This window comes from Thalassospira xiamenensis M-5 = DSM 17429, assembly GCF_000300235.2.
In the GTDB taxonomy this organism is placed as follows: domain Bacteria; phylum Pseudomonadota; class Alphaproteobacteria; order Rhodospirillales; family Thalassospiraceae; genus Thalassospira; species Thalassospira xiamenensis.
The window spans coordinates 3,223,077-3,236,595 of record NZ_CP004388.1 but is presented as its reverse complement, the minus strand read 5'-3'; the positions used below and the strand labels follow the sequence as shown (position 1 = coordinate 3,236,595).

The following is a 13,519-nucleotide window of genomic DNA, read 5'->3' as shown; positions in this document are numbered from 1 at the left end:
ATGAGCATGCCGTCCGCCGCAGTCACTGGTCCGCGACGCCTGTTAAAGCGCGTTCGCGACGTCATGGCTGGTCCGGGGACGGCAGAAGAGCGCCTTGGGCAGATCGTGACCATCATCGCCGCCGATATGGTGGCGGAGGTATGTTCGGTCTATGTGATGCGCGCGGGCGAGGTGCTGGAACTTTTCGCGACCTGCGGTCTGGCACCGGCGGCAGTTCATATGACCCGCCTTCGGGTGGGCGAGGGGATTGTCGGTTATGTGGCGGCCCATGCGCGGCCCCTTAACCTTAAAGATGCGCAAGGCCATCCGAACTTTGCTTACCGTCCGGAAACCGGCGAGGAAATCTATCATTCCATGATCGGTGTGCCGATCCTGCGTGGGGGCCGTATCATTGGCGTCCTTGCCGTGCAGAACCGGACCGAACGTCTTTATTCAGAGGACGAGCAGGAAGCGCTTGAAAACGTTGCCATGGTGCTGGCCGAAATGGTCGCCGGTGGCGAACTGGTCAGCCGCGATGAACTGATTCCGACCGACGGGATTGCGCTTTTGCCCTTGCGGCTTGGTGGGGCGCGTCTGGCACCGGGGATTGGCAAGGGCGTTGCGGTTCTTCATGAGCCGCGTATTGTCATCGACCGGATGGTATCCGATGATCCGGACGAGGAACTGACCCGGCTTCGCGACGCCATGCGCGGGCTTCAGGACCATCTCGACAAAATGCTTGAAGCTGTTGCGGGAATGGATAGCAGTGGCGGCGATGATGATCCGGGCGATATCCTTGAAGCCTATAAAATGATTGCGCAGGATACCGGGTGGCTTAACCGCATTACCGAGGCGGTCCATACCGGCCTTACGGCGGAAGCCGCGGTTCAGAAGGTTCATGATGATACCCGTGCGCGCATGGCCCAGGTCAGTGATCCGTATCTGCGCGAACGTTTGCATGATCTTGAAGATCTGGCGAACCGTCTGCTGCAGCATCTTTCGGGGCAGTATCAGTCCCCGGCCTTTGGCGAGTTGCCCGACGATATCATTCTGGTGGCGAGAAATATCGGTCCGGCGGAACTTCTGGATTATGATCATACCCGCCTGCGCGGCCTTGCTCTTGAAGAAGGGTCGCATACGTCACATGTGGCAATTGTTGCGCGTGCGCTGGATATTCCGGTGCTGGGCGGGGTTAAAGGGGTTCTCGACAAGGTCGAAACCGGTGATCCGCTGATTGTCGATGCCGACAATGCACAATTGTTCGTCCGGCCGAGTGAAGATGTCCGTTCGGTTATTGACGGTGCGCTTCGTGCGCGGGCCGAGCGCAAGGCGCTTTATGCGCAGATGCGCGATATGCCGTCCCGGACATGTGACGAGATTGATATTTCGCTGAACGTCAATGCGGGGCTTTTGATCGATGTACCCCATGTGATTGAAAGCGGCGCGGACGGGATCGGGCTTTATCGGACGGAAATTCCATTTATGGTCAGATCGGCCATGCCAGATATTGGCGATCAGACCCGGCTTTACACCCGGATCTTTGAACAGGCGGAAGGTCGTCCGGTCGTGTTTCGGACGCTTGATGTCGGGGGTGACAAATTGTTGCCCTATTGGGAGGATATGACAGAAGAGAACCCGGCGATGGGCTGGCGCTCGATCCGCATTACGCTGGATCGGCCTGCAGTGCTTGTTCATCAGTTGCGCGCGTTGATCCGGGCCGCCCATGAGCGGGACCTGTATGTCATGTTCCCGATGATTGCCGAAGTCGCAGAGTTCGACCAGGCAAGGGCGCTTCTGGATCAGCAGTTGAAACGCGAAGCAGAACGCGGCTATGTACCGAACCGGGTCGAGGTTGGCGCGATGCTGGAGGTTCCGGCGCTGATATGGCAGGCACCGGCGCTTCTGGAGCGTGTCGACTTTTTGTCGGTTGGAACCAACGACCTGCTGCAGTTCATGTTCGCTGCTGATCGTGGAAACCCGCGGTTGGAAGGGCGATATGATACACTTTCGCCAAGTGTGTTTGCATTTATGCGGCAGCTTGTCACATTGTGTGACGAACGGAATGTGCGTCTGACCATCTGCGGCGAGATGGCCGGGCGACCACTTGAAGCGATGGCCCTGATCGGATTGGGCATTCGCCGCTTGTCCATGGCACCGGCTTCTATCGGTCCTGTAAAGGAAATGGTCCGGAGTCTGAATGTGAGAAGCGTTGAAGGATATGTCCTGTCGGTGATGGGAAGTTCGACCAAGTCATTGCGATCGCGTCTTAAGGCTTTCGCAATAGATCACGGTGTAAAACTTTAAAAACAATCGCTTTTGGTGGGGATTCTGCTATTTTTATTGCTAGATCGTAACGTGGGGGTGCGGAGTTGGCGATCGGAAAGCGAAAGGAAGATCATTTGGACGAGCAATCCGGGGGGCGCTTGCGTTTCAGGCCTTTGCCTGGAAATGGGCCGTCAAATGACATTAAGATGGAAGCAGATACCGGTAATTCCGCTGACCAGACCGAGGTAGGACGCCTTTTGCGCCATACCAGGAACAGCCTTGGTCAGAGCGTGGAAGACGTTTGTCAGTTATTGCGTATCCGCAAGATTTATATCGAGGCGATCGAGAACAGCGATTATTCGGTGTTGCCCGGTGGCCCGTATGGTTTGGGCTTTGTTAAAGCCTATGCCGAACATCTCGGACTTGACGGGGCAGAAATCGTGCGGCGTTTCCGCGTGGAAAGCAATGCGCCCGCAGCCCGAAGCGAGCTTAGTTTCCCAAAACCTGTTCAGGAAAGCCGCGTTCCCGGTGGAGCGGTTCTTCTGATTGCGGCATTGCTTGGTATCGGTGCCTATGGTGGCTGGTATTACTTGTCGAGCCAGGGAAAAACGATTGCTGATCTCGTTGATCCGCTGCCTGAACGTCTTGCAAGTTATACGTCGGGTGGTGAGCAGGCCGTTCCGGAACGCAATCTTGAAAATGCGGCGGATGCCCGTGCGGCAGAAGTCGAGCCATCCGCATCCGCAGAGCAACCTGCCGAAACGGCGGAAGCGCCAGCGGATGATTCAAATGCACCTGCATCTGTCGTGACAGAACAGGAACCGGTGGAGGAAACCGCAGAAGCCCCGCAAGTGGCTGATACGGTACCGGTAGAAACACCTGCGGCACAGAACGAAGTTGCCGAAGCACCTGCCCCGACAGCGCAAGCACCGGAACAATCAACCGCACAGTCGCCGTCATCGGCACCAGTTGCACCAGCGGCGGAAACGGCTTCTGTTCCGGCAGCACCGGCTGTTGACGAAGTTGGTGGCGGGCGTGTGTTTGGTGCGGTCAATCTTGACAGCCGTGTTACCATTGAGGCGGTCGAAACCAGTTGGGTTCGCATTCGCGAAGGTGATGGCAACATCCTGCTGACCCGGATGCTGAGTGCGGGGGATACCTATCGCGTGCCCAATAAAAACGGGCTGATGCTTGAAGTCGGTAATGCCGGGGCACTTACCTACAGCATTGATGGCAAGGAAGCCTTGCCGGTCGGTGAATATGGTGCGGTGATTTCGGACTTCTCTCTTGATGTTGAGGCCCTTGAAGGGGCCGGTGTGGCACCTGCACAGTAGTGCCGGGCCCTCTCGTTATCATGAGGGCACCAAAGATTTTGAAGAAAGCGGCCATATCAGGCCGCTTTTTTTATGACAGCTTTGCAAAATCTGACGGAAAAACCGTAAGGCAACGGTTTCTAATTGGCACTTGATAAGCTATATAGTCGGCCTAGAGACACAGATTTGCTTGGAACCGGAAATGAGCGTCCGCCCTTATCGAGATATTGAACGCCGCAAAAGCCGCAAGATCCGCGTTGGTAATGTGGAAGTTGGTGGAGACGCGCCGATTTCGGTGCAGTCGATGACCAATACCCTGACCACCGATGTTGCTGCGACCGTGGATCAGATCCTGCGCCTTGAAGAAGCAGGTGCCGATATTGTTCGTGTTTCCTGCCCGGATCGGGAGTCGACCGCGGCGCTTAAGGACATCATCAAGCAGGTGCATGTCCCGATCGTCGCCGATATCCATTTCCATTACAAACGTGCCATCGAAGCCGCCGAAGCCGGTGCAGCGTGCCTGCGGATCAATCCAGGCAATATCGGTTCGACCGACCGTGTACGCGAAGTCGTGAAGGCAGCAAAGGATCATGGCTGTTCGATGCGTATCGGGGTCAATGCCGGATCGCTTGAAAAGGAATTGCTGGAACGTTATGGCGAGCCCTGCCCGGAGGCGATGGTCGAAAGTGCGTTAAACCACGCCAAAATCCTTGAAGATCAGGATTTCTACGAGTTCAAGATTTCGGTCAAGGCATCGGATGTATTCCTTGCGGTTGCCGCCTATTACGGCTTGGCCGAGGCATGCGATTATCCTTTGCATCTGGGGATTACCGAGGCTGGTGGCCTTCGCGGTGGTACTGTTAAATCGGCGATTGGCATGGGCAACCTTCTGTGGGCCGGTATCGGCGATACGTTGCGTGTGTCGCTTTCGGCAGACCCGGTCGAGGAAATCCACGTTGGTTATGACATTCTGAAATCTCTGGGCCTTCGGACCCGCGGTGTGCAGATCATTTCCTGCCCGTCCTGTGCACGTCAGGGCTTTAACGTTGTCGATACCGTGGCGGAGCTTGAAAAACGGCTGGCGCACATTTCGACGCCGATTTCGCTGTCGATCATTGGCTGTATCGTCAATGGCCCGGGCGAGGCGCGTGAAACCGATATCGGGCTTACCGGTGGCGGTGGTGGAAACCACAAGATGTATATTTCCGGTCGCCCGGATCACAATATCAGCACCGAAAAAATGGTCGACCATATCGTCGAACTGGTCGAGGAACGCGCCGCCAAGATCGAAGCCGAAGAAGCGGCAAAGCTGGCCGCGGCAGAATAGCGTAGCAGAATTGACGAATTTTGGCTTTCCGCCGTCCGGGTGGAAAGCTATTTTCATGTTCACATGAATTTGGGCCGATCATTTTGGCGCAAATATCTGGAATTCAAGTTAGATCGGAGACCCCAAAGTGGCATCGCTTCAACCCGTCCGTGGCACGCATGACCTTCTGCCTGAACAGAACCGTCTGCAGGATCATATCGCGCAGGTCGCGCGCGACATCGGCGAGTTGTATGGTTACCATCGCATGACCACGCCGATCTTCGAATTTACCGATGTCTTTGCACGGACCCTTGGCGATACGTCCGATGTCGTGACAAAGGAAATGTATACGTTCGAGGATCGCGGTGGTGAACAGATCACGCTACGCCCCGAAGGGACGGCCGGCATCGCGCGCGCCTACATCTCGAACGGGATGCAGCAGATGTCACCGGTCAAGGTTTCCTACTATGGGCCGATGTTCCGTTATGAACGTCCGCAGAAAGGCCGCCAGCGCCAGTTCCATCAGATCGGTGCGGAGCTCCTGGGCGTCGAGCAGGTCGCGGGCGATATCGAAATGATCGCATACGGCGCGCATATCCTTAAAAGCCTTGGTCTTTGGGAAAGCATAACGCTTGAGCTCAATACCCTTGGCGATCCCGAAAGCCGGGCTGCGTATCGCGATGTTCTGGTCGATTATTTCAAGGGACATTTCGACAGGCTGTCGGAAGATAGCCGGGCGCGTCTTGAAAAGAACCCGCTGCGTATCCTTGATTCCAAGGATGAAGGCGACCGGGAACTGGTAGCCAATGCACCGCTATTTGCCGAATATCTGAATGAACACAGTCAGGAATTCTTCAAGTCGCTGACTGGTGGACTTGGTGATATCGGGATCGGGTATGAGTTGAACCCGCGTCTGGTGCGTGGTCTGGATTACTATTGTCATACCTGTTTCGAGTTCACGACCAACACCCTTGGTGCACAGGGAACCGTTATGGCAGGTGGCCGTTACGATGGCCTGATTTCGACCATGGGTGGCCCGCAGACGGCTGGCGTTGGCTGGGCTGCAGGTGTTGAACGTCTGGCATTGATGGTCGGTGAAGCCCCGGCAGCACCGCGCCCGGTTGCGCTGATCCCGATGGGGGATGCTGCCGAGGCACGATGCCGCACGCTGGCGCAGACTTTGCGTGAGGCGGGGATCGCGGTCGAGCTTGGCTATGCCGGTAACATGAAAAAGCGCATGAAGCGTGCGGACAAGGCCAATGCGCATCTTGCGGTTATTCTTGGCGATGACGAACTGGCCAAGGGGATTGCACAGTTGCGCGACCTTGACAGTGGCGAGCAGCAGGAAATCGCACTTGATCAGCTTGCAGGCGTAATCGGCAAAAGGTAAGTGCAGGGTGACAGACGCATTCGCGCGTGAAGAAGCCGGAGACTGGCCACTGGATCGCCTGATGGTGATCGGGACCAATCATCGGCGCTCCAGCGAGGATACGCGTGACCGTCTGTTCATCGACGAAGCCCGCCTGCCGCAGTTCCTGTCGGCGATTTTGCAGGCCCGTTTGGGTCAGGCGATCGTGGTTTCGACCTGCAACCGCACTGAAATCCATTTGCTTGCGTCCGAAGCCGAACGCGGCCGGGAACGGTTGATCGATCTTTTGGCGCTTTGGGCGGATATTGATCGCGACAAGCTGGCAAGCGAGCTTTACATCCGTTCCGGGCGCGATGCGTTGCGCCATGTGTTTGCGGTTGCCGCGTCGCTAGACAGTCTGGTGATTGGCGAGCCGGAAGTCTTCGGACAGGTCAAGGATGCCCACCGGATCGCACGGCAGCATCAGCTTGTCGGACGCGAACTGGAACTGGTTTATCAGACGGCCTATGCCATTTCCAAAAAGGTGCGCAGCCGGACGGGGATCGGGCAGGGGGCGGTTTCGATTGCCGCGGCGGCACAGTCTGTTGCGCGTGACCTGCATGGTGATATTGCCAACTGCACATTGCTTTTGGCGGGTGCGGGGGACATGGGCGAACTGATTGCCGCATCCCTTGCCGAACGAGGTATGGGTCGGGTTCTTGTGACCGATAGACTGGCGGCACGGGCACGTCTTGTGGCGCGCCGTCTTGATTGCCACTGGTCGGAACTTGATGATCTGGATCGCTTGTTGGCCGAGGCGGACATGGTTCTGACCGCGGGTGGATCACGCCGCTATATTATTGACAAAACGCGCGCCCTTGCCGCAATCAAACGCAGACGATATCGGCCGGTTCTGATGATCGATACCGCCGTTCCCGGTGATATCGACCCGCAGGTTGACGAAATCGACGAAGTGTTCTTTTACCGGCTGGATGATCTTGAAAAAATTGCCGCCGAAGGGCGTGGCGGGCGTGAAGAAAAGGCCGACGAAGCCTGGGCGCTGATCGAGGAAGAGGTTGAACATTTCGTCCGTGTCCGGGCCGAGCGTGCCGCGATCCCGGCGATGGCGGATTTAAGAACGCATTTCGAAACGGTGCGTGATGATGCGCTGCGCGAGAGCCACGGTGATGCTGAAAAGGCAACCCGGCTTTTGATCAATAGGTTGTTGCATGCACCGACCCAAGCGCTTAAAGACCTTGCGGCAACCACGGATGGTGCGGGAACGGTCGAATGGATGAAGGCGCAAAAGCTTTTGACGCGTTTGTTCGCGTTGCAGTCCGAACCGAATGGCACCAAAGCCGAACAGAATGATGAACCCCCGAAGGAGGAAAAAGAGTGAGTCTGGACCCCGGTAAACTTGATGGCGTTGTACGCCGGTTCGACGAGCTCAAATCCCTGCTGTCAGGTGGAGCGGTGGATGGTGACTCGTTTGCCAAACTGTCGCGCGAATATGCCGAGCTGTCCCCGATTGTCGAAGCGGTCGAAAAGGTCAAAAAGCTTCGCGTTGATCTGGAAGGTGCGCAGGAAATTCTTGACGATGCGGGTTCTGATCGCGATATGCGCGAAATGGCCGAAGCCGAGAAATATGAAATCCTCGACGCGCTGCCGAAGGCCGAGCATGACGTGAAGCTGATGCTTCTGCCCAAGGATGATGCGGACGAAAAGAACGCCATCCTTGAAATTCGCGCCGGTACCGGTGGCGAGGAAGCTGCCCTGTTTGCCGCCGATCTGTATCGCATGTATCAGCGTTACGCGGAAAACCGCGGCTGGAAGTTCGAGCAGATGGACGCCAATGAAAACGATCTTGGCGGATACAAGGAAGTCATCGTCAACGTATCGGGTTCGGGCGTGTTTGCGCGCCTGAAATTTGAAAGTGGCGTGCATCGGGTGCAGCGTGTGCCCGTGACCGAAGGTGGCGGGCGCATTCATACCTCGGCGGCAACCGTTGCCGTTCTGCCCGAAGCCGAGGAGGTCGACATCCATATCGATCCAAAAGATTTGCGTATCGATACCTATCGTTCGCAAGGGGCGGGTGGCCAGCACGTTAACACCACGGACAGTGCGGTGCGTATCACCCATATTCCGACCGGTGTGGTCGCCGCCAGCCAGGAAGCAAAGTCGCAGCACAAGAACAAGGAAAAGGCGATGAAGATGCTGCTTTCGCGTCTGTATGATCAGGAGCGTGAAAGCAAGGACAGCGCGCGCGCAGCCGACCGCAAATCGCAGGTCGGTTCCGGGGATCGTTCTGAACGCATCCGCACCTATAACTTCCCGCAGGGGCGTGTATCGGATCATCGTATCAACCTGACCCTTTATCGACTGGATGATTTCATTACGGGCGGACCGTCGGTTGATGAAATGATTGATGCCCTGATTGCGGAAGATCAGGCCCAGAAACTGGCCGAGATCGAGAATTGATCCCATGACGGCAGACCATGCCACCACGACCGACAACTCGGTAACCCTTGGCGCGCTGATGGCCGAGGCGGTTGGCGCATTGCGTGATGCTGGTATCGAAAATGCCCGAATGGATGCCCGTATTCTTTTATCCGACGCAGCAGAAGTCGATGGCAGCCGGATTGCGGCACGGCCCGAGGATGTGGTTGCCAATGACCGTGCAGCAAAATTCCGGGACATGGTCGCACGCCGTTTGAAGCGCGAACCGGTATCACGCATTTTGGGGCAACGGGATTTCTGGCGTCACAGTTTCAAGCTGTCCCCCGAAACCCTTGATCCACGCCCCGATAGCGAGACGCTTGTCGAACTGGCTTTGGACTGGCTTGAAGACCGCGACGCGCCGACGGTTATTGATTTCGGAACCGGCACGGGATGTCTGTTGTTATCCATCGTCGGCGATCTGCAAAATGCCCGTGGGCTTGGCGTTGATATCAGTGCGGGGGCAGTTTCCTGCGCACGCGAAAATGCCGACCGCCTTGATCTTGGCGATCAGGTTGAGTTTCGTGTGTCGGACTGGGACAGTGCGATTACGGACGAGGAACGCCAGGAAGGTTTTGATCTGGTGGTGTCCAACCCGCCCTATATCACACGGGCAGATATGGAAATATTATCGCCTGAAGTACGCGAATATGATCCGCGTATGGCGCTGACCGATGAAGGTGACGGGCTTGGCGCGTATCGCATTCTGTCACAGGTTGCATTTTCACTCGTCAAACCGGCCGGGTTCGTGATTTTTGAAATCGGGCAAGGGCAGGAAGAAGACGTTGCCCGTCTTTTGGTCGAGGCCGGATTTGTCGGCGTGGAATATCGGGAGGATTTGGGGGGCATCGTGCGCTGCGTTGCAGCCAAAAAGACCCGCTGTTCTGTCGGGCGCTGTGTGATCTGACCGATCTGCCACGTCATTGCAAAAAAAATACGGGCATTGAAAAAAACAGTTGGAATAAGGCGTCAAGCCATATAGGTTGTTTTTACGGGCCGGGTGCCCGACGCGCTATGAAAGCGCCGTGTTCCCCTGTAAACAGTAATGAATCTCCGTTCCCTTTAAGGTTTTCGGCAGGTTTGTCGTAGTGCCGTTCAATCGGTGCTGTTTAGCGGGAAATATGTTTTTCAGACGGAGTGGTTCCGGGATTCCTTTATGAATCCGGATTTGTCCTTCAACACCAAAGACATGTTGATATGAGAAATAACAACAACAACAACAATAAGCGTCCGCGCGGTCGGCAGCAGCCGAATAAACGTCCTGTAAATCCGAAATTTCAGACTTTTGACAGTAACGGTCCGGACGGGCGCGTTCGTGGAAACGCCCAGCAGGTTTACGAAAAATACGTTTCGCTGGCGAAGGATTGTACTGACGATCCGGTCCTTGCTGAAAACTATTACCAGCATGCGGAACACTATCATCGTATTCTGCAAGCCGCGATTGACTGGGAAAACCAGCGTCGTGAAGAGCGTGGCGACAATAACAGCCCGCGTCCGCAGCGAAATGATCGCAATGACCGTAACGATCGGGGCAACAACCGCCCGAACCGTGACGAGCGCAGCGAGAACCAGAATGGGGACGACAGCAGCGACAATTCTGTCAATCAGGATGATGTTGCGGCGTCGGCAGATAATACGTCCAATGATACCGGCACCAATTCGGCCGATAGCAATGATGTTGCAACTTCTTCTGCTGCTTCTTCCACGGACAACAACGATGGTGATGCTGCACCGGTAAAACGTGCACCGCGTGCACGCCGTGCTGCGCCGCGTGGTCGCCCGCCAAAAGCCGCATCCGAAGACAGCGATCAGCCATCTTTGGATATTGGCCCAGCTGATAATGCCGATGCTGATACCGATACGTCGGCGGACGGCGAAGAAAAGAAACCGCGCAAAGCTGCTGCCGGAACAAGCCGCACACGTGGCCGTCATCCGACAGCGCGTCGTGGCCGCAGCCGTGCTGCCGGTCGCGAAGATGGCGATGAAGGTACAAGCGAAGACAAATCAGCGGAACCGGTTTCCGCCTGATCATTTGGCTTGTCACGATTACAACAGACCCCGCCGGAGAAATCCCGCGGGGTTTGTTGTTTCCGGGCCCTCGAAGTGCCACGTTGCCACAGCTTTATTTACGGTGCTGTCAATTGGACTTCTTGATGTGAAACCCCGCATCCATAAATAGTTAATATGATGCAACTGCAGATTTTAACTGCTATCACTTGATGGAAGTATGACCTGCTGGAGGATCGAAAGGCATTTTAATGCATTGGGGTCTCTTCGCTAAAAGACAGGTAAACATTCTTGGGGGGGGAATGATGGGGGCAGGCTTGTTCCGCGTCATCATGGTACTGCTGTGGGCGCTTGGCGCTATGGTTGTCGCGCTTGGCGTTTTTAACGGTGATTATGAGCTGGCTTTGTTAGGGGCGGTTTGTTTTATCATTCCGATGTTCCTGCCGCTGGTTGTGATCGTGCTTAATCGTGCGCAATCATCCCCGTCGAAGAAAAAACAATCTGTATCACCAATGGTAGCGGCCAAGATGAAAGCCGAGGGCCAATGGGCCAAGGCCGAAGACCTGGAAGCGCGAAAGCTTCTTGATCCCAAGCCGTCAATCGTTCTGGGACGCTGGGGGGCTGAAAAGCGCCTGATCGGGGCATCGGGATTGCGCCGAGTGATAACATTCGCCAGCAAGCCGGAAGAATATTATCGCGCTTCGGCGGAGCCAAACGCCTTGCTCCATACTGGTGCGCTGTTTGTTTATGAACGTTATGGCAGCATCTATCGTGCGGTGCATGAGCGCCGCAAAAAACTTGGGCAGCGGATCATCGTGATTGATCCGCATGGTCAGGCCGGCGCAGAAACCGATCAGTTCAATCCATGCGATTTTATACGCCAGCAGGGCGAAGGATTAATTGCCGATGCCGGTTTGATTGCCGATACATTGTTGGCACCGGCATTTGTACAGGAACTGGACGAGCAGGAAACACGCGCGGCACGCACCCTTTTGCAGGGGTTCATTGTTTACACAATGCAAACCAGCCTGAAAGAAAGCAGAAGCCTTGCCGAAGTTCGCCGCAACCTGGTCATGCCATCGCACCGTTTCTATAAAATACTTGAGGATCTGATGGGGATTGAATCCGCAGATGGCAGGATTTCTGATATTGCCCTGACGATCCTTGATATGACCGAAGATCAGCGGATGTCGATTATCGAGGCGTGCCGGATGGCAACGGCCGATTTTGACAATCCGGCGATTGCACGTGTCGTCAGCAATAGCACATTTGGTATGGATGATCTGACGGGGCGACCGGTATCCATTTTCATTGTCGGTCAAATGGGAGGTGACACACCGGCCACCCAAACCGCATTCAGCCGGGTGATGATTGGTGCGATGATGCAGCTGATTGCCCGCCGGGACTGGAAAAGCGGGGATGCAGAATTTCTGGTGTTGCTGGACGGTATCGAGGCCGTTGGCCGGATGCCGTTGTTTGAACGTCTTTTGGGTGGCGGGTTTGGCGATGGCATGATCATCTGGCCCGGTTTTTCCGGTGTTAGCGGCCTGATGGATGTTTGCCTGAATTGGGAAAATGTTGTCGGGAAGGCGGATGCGATTTCGGTGCTGAGCCAGGATGGGGCTTTCAACCTGGATTGGGTTGCCGGACTGACTGCGATGTCGAAATTTGACGATACCGGGGGTGGTGTAAGCGGTGATCGCCCGGTGCATCTGCGACCCCAGGACAATCAGCCAATCCTGCGATCAACCGAAGTTGCGCGCTTCCCGGTCGAAGAACAGATCCTGTTTCGTAAAGGAACCCCGCCGATCCGGGCGTACCGGATCGACTGGTACCATGACGAGATGTTTCAGGGCATGGCCGTACATGCCCCGACATTCAGCTAGCGTTATGCAACTGTGACTACATCCTCCGGATGGATGGCACCGGAACCGAGTGCTTCGACATAAACCCCCATATAAAGGTGGTTCATACCTTTACGCAGCAGCAGGGGCACATTGATGTCGGACTCTGCCGTGCCGGGGTTGACGCTGGTTGCTTTGCAGCGCGTGATCGGGTGGATAACGCGGAAATCTACGCCATTAATCTGAATGATCTGGCCTTCTTCCCATTTCAGTTCCGCCCATGGTTCAAGCCCGTCAATCAGCAGATTACCGCGGAAGCGCATCGGATCGATTTCTGTCTGGGCGACACGGTCGCCGAAATCGCGCACCGATGCCAGATTGATGATCGAGATATAGGGTTCCTTCATGTCGCCGAAGCTGACATCGGGGACAGAATAAATTCTGGGCGTTCCGGCGATCTCGTTTTTCAGGAATGCCGAGAGGAAATCCTCGACCACGGTGCGGCCCATCTTGTCTTCAAGATTGCCTTTGCAGATCACGCGACCATTGCGAAGGATTGCCAACGTCGTGGTTGCATCGTCATATTCGATGCCAAGTTCGGCCAGCTTGGGCGTGTTAACCAGTTGCAGGAAATTGCTTTTGCGCGCCCATTCATGCACACCGTCCTGACCAACCGATGATTGGGTGGCGATGATGAAGCGACGATCATCTTGCAGCATCTTGTGTGCAGTGATGTCGGCGGCAGGCATTTCAATGCCGCTGAGCCCTTTGACGGGGTAACGTTTGATGGCTTTAAGCTGGACAGTCATGGCATTCGATCCTGTGTGGCATAATATGCATATCGGCAAACGGGGCGGGCCGGGTTGCAAGCCGTAAAAATATGAAGGGCGACGTTAATGCCTTGCATTCCCAAGGGCAAGACTTCCTGTGCGGTCTTGCGCAACGGATTTGCCGGGAATGA

Annotated in this window: 10 protein-coding genes; 9 read left to right on the top strand and 1 reads right to left on the bottom strand. The window is 55.7% G+C overall.

Annotated elements, in window-relative coordinates; genetic code table 11:
* The 9 genes from ptsP (at position 1) to TH3_RS14965 (ending at position 12,600) form a co-directional block, all read left to right on the top strand.
* Positions 1-2,283 carry a phosphoenolpyruvate--protein phosphotransferase gene (gene ptsP / locus TH3_RS15005; protein ID WP_007091121.1) on the top strand — a complete coding sequence of 761 codons (2,283 nt, stop codon included), beginning with the start codon at positions 1-3 and terminating at the stop codon, positions 2,281-2,283.
* A gap of 167 nt (positions 2,284-2,450) precedes the next feature.
* On the top strand, positions 2,451-3,578 hold the full coding sequence (locus tag TH3_RS15000; protein ID WP_007091120.1) for a helix-turn-helix domain-containing protein: 1,128 nt from the start codon (positions 2,451-2,453) through the stop codon (positions 3,576-3,578).
* A gap of 181 nt (positions 3,579-3,759) precedes the next feature.
* On the top strand, positions 3,760-4,884 hold the full coding sequence (gene ispG / locus TH3_RS14995) for a flavodoxin-dependent (E)-4-hydroxy-3-methylbut-2-enyl-diphosphate synthase (protein WP_007091119.1): 1,125 nt from the start codon (positions 3,760-3,762) through the stop codon (positions 4,882-4,884).
* Positions 4,885-5,011: 127 nt separating this feature from the next.
* The gene (hisS, locus tag TH3_RS14990; protein ID WP_007091118.1) at positions 5,012-6,253 is read left to right on the top strand and encodes a histidine--tRNA ligase; all 1,242 of its coding nucleotides are present in this window, start codon (positions 5,012-5,014) and stop codon (positions 6,251-6,253) included.
* Positions 6,254-6,260: 7 nt separating this feature from the next.
* The gene (gene hemA, locus TH3_RS14985; protein WP_007091117.1) at positions 6,261-7,610 is read left to right on the top strand and encodes a glutamyl-tRNA reductase; all 1,350 of its coding nucleotides are present in this window, start codon (positions 6,261-6,263) and stop codon (positions 7,608-7,610) included.
* Positions 7,607-8,689, top strand: coding sequence for a peptide chain release factor 1 (gene prfA / locus TH3_RS14980; protein WP_007091116.1), 1,083 nt, complete (start codon positions 7,607-7,609; stop codon positions 8,687-8,689). Before hemA ends, prfA begins: the two co-directional genes overlap by 4 nt.
* A 4-nt stretch (positions 8,690-8,693) precedes the next feature.
* Positions 8,694-9,614 (top strand): peptide chain release factor N(5)-glutamine methyltransferase, encoded by a 921-nt coding sequence (gene prmC / locus TH3_RS14975; protein WP_007091115.1) that lies wholly within the window; start codon positions 8,694-8,696, stop codon positions 9,612-9,614.
* A 290-nt stretch (positions 9,615-9,904) separates the two neighbouring features.
* Positions 9,905-10,735: a DUF4167 domain-containing protein gene (locus TH3_RS14970; protein ID WP_040060017.1), complete on the top strand. Its 831-nt coding sequence runs from the start codon at positions 9,905-9,907 to the stop codon at positions 10,733-10,735.
* A 281-nt stretch (positions 10,736-11,016) separates the two neighbouring features.
* On the top strand, positions 11,017-12,600 hold the full coding sequence (locus TH3_RS14965; RefSeq protein WP_233421784.1) for a type IV secretory system conjugative DNA transfer family protein: 1,584 nt from the start codon (positions 11,017-11,019) through the stop codon (positions 12,598-12,600).
* 2 nt (positions 12,601-12,602) lie between these two features.
* Here the strand turns inward: TH3_RS14965 and TH3_RS14960 are convergent, their stop codons facing one another.
* Entirely contained in the window at positions 12,603-13,367 is a 765-nt protein-coding gene (locus TH3_RS14960; RefSeq protein ID WP_007091112.1) for an MOSC domain-containing protein, read from the bottom strand.
* Positions 13,368-13,519 lie beyond the last annotated feature (152 nt).

Excerpts from the sequence above, each read along its gene's own strand:
- ptsP (WP_007091121.1), top strand. The coding sequence starts at position 1 with ATGAGCATGCCGTCCGCCGCAGTCACTGGTCCGCGACGCCTGTTAAAG.
- TH3_RS15000 (WP_007091120.1), top strand. The coding sequence starts at position 2,451 with ATGGAAGCAGATACCGGTAATTCCGCTGACCAGACCGAGGTAGGACGC.
- ispG (WP_007091119.1), top strand. The coding sequence starts at position 3,760 with ATGAGCGTCCGCCCTTATCGAGATATTGAACGCCGCAAAAGCCGCAAG.
- prmC (WP_007091115.1), top strand. The coding sequence starts at position 8,694 with ATGACGGCAGACCATGCCACCACGACCGACAACTCGGTAACCCTTGGC.
- TH3_RS14970 (WP_040060017.1), top strand. The coding sequence starts at position 9,905 with ATGAGAAATAACAACAACAACAACAATAAGCGTCCGCGCGGTCGGCAG.
- TH3_RS14965 (WP_233421784.1), top strand. The coding sequence starts at position 11,017 with ATGATGGGGGCAGGCTTGTTCCGCGTCATCATGGTACTGCTGTGGGCG.
- TH3_RS14960 (WP_007091112.1), bottom strand. The coding sequence starts at position 13,367 with ATGACTGTCCAGCTTAAAGCCATCAAACGTTACCCCGTCAAAGGGCTC.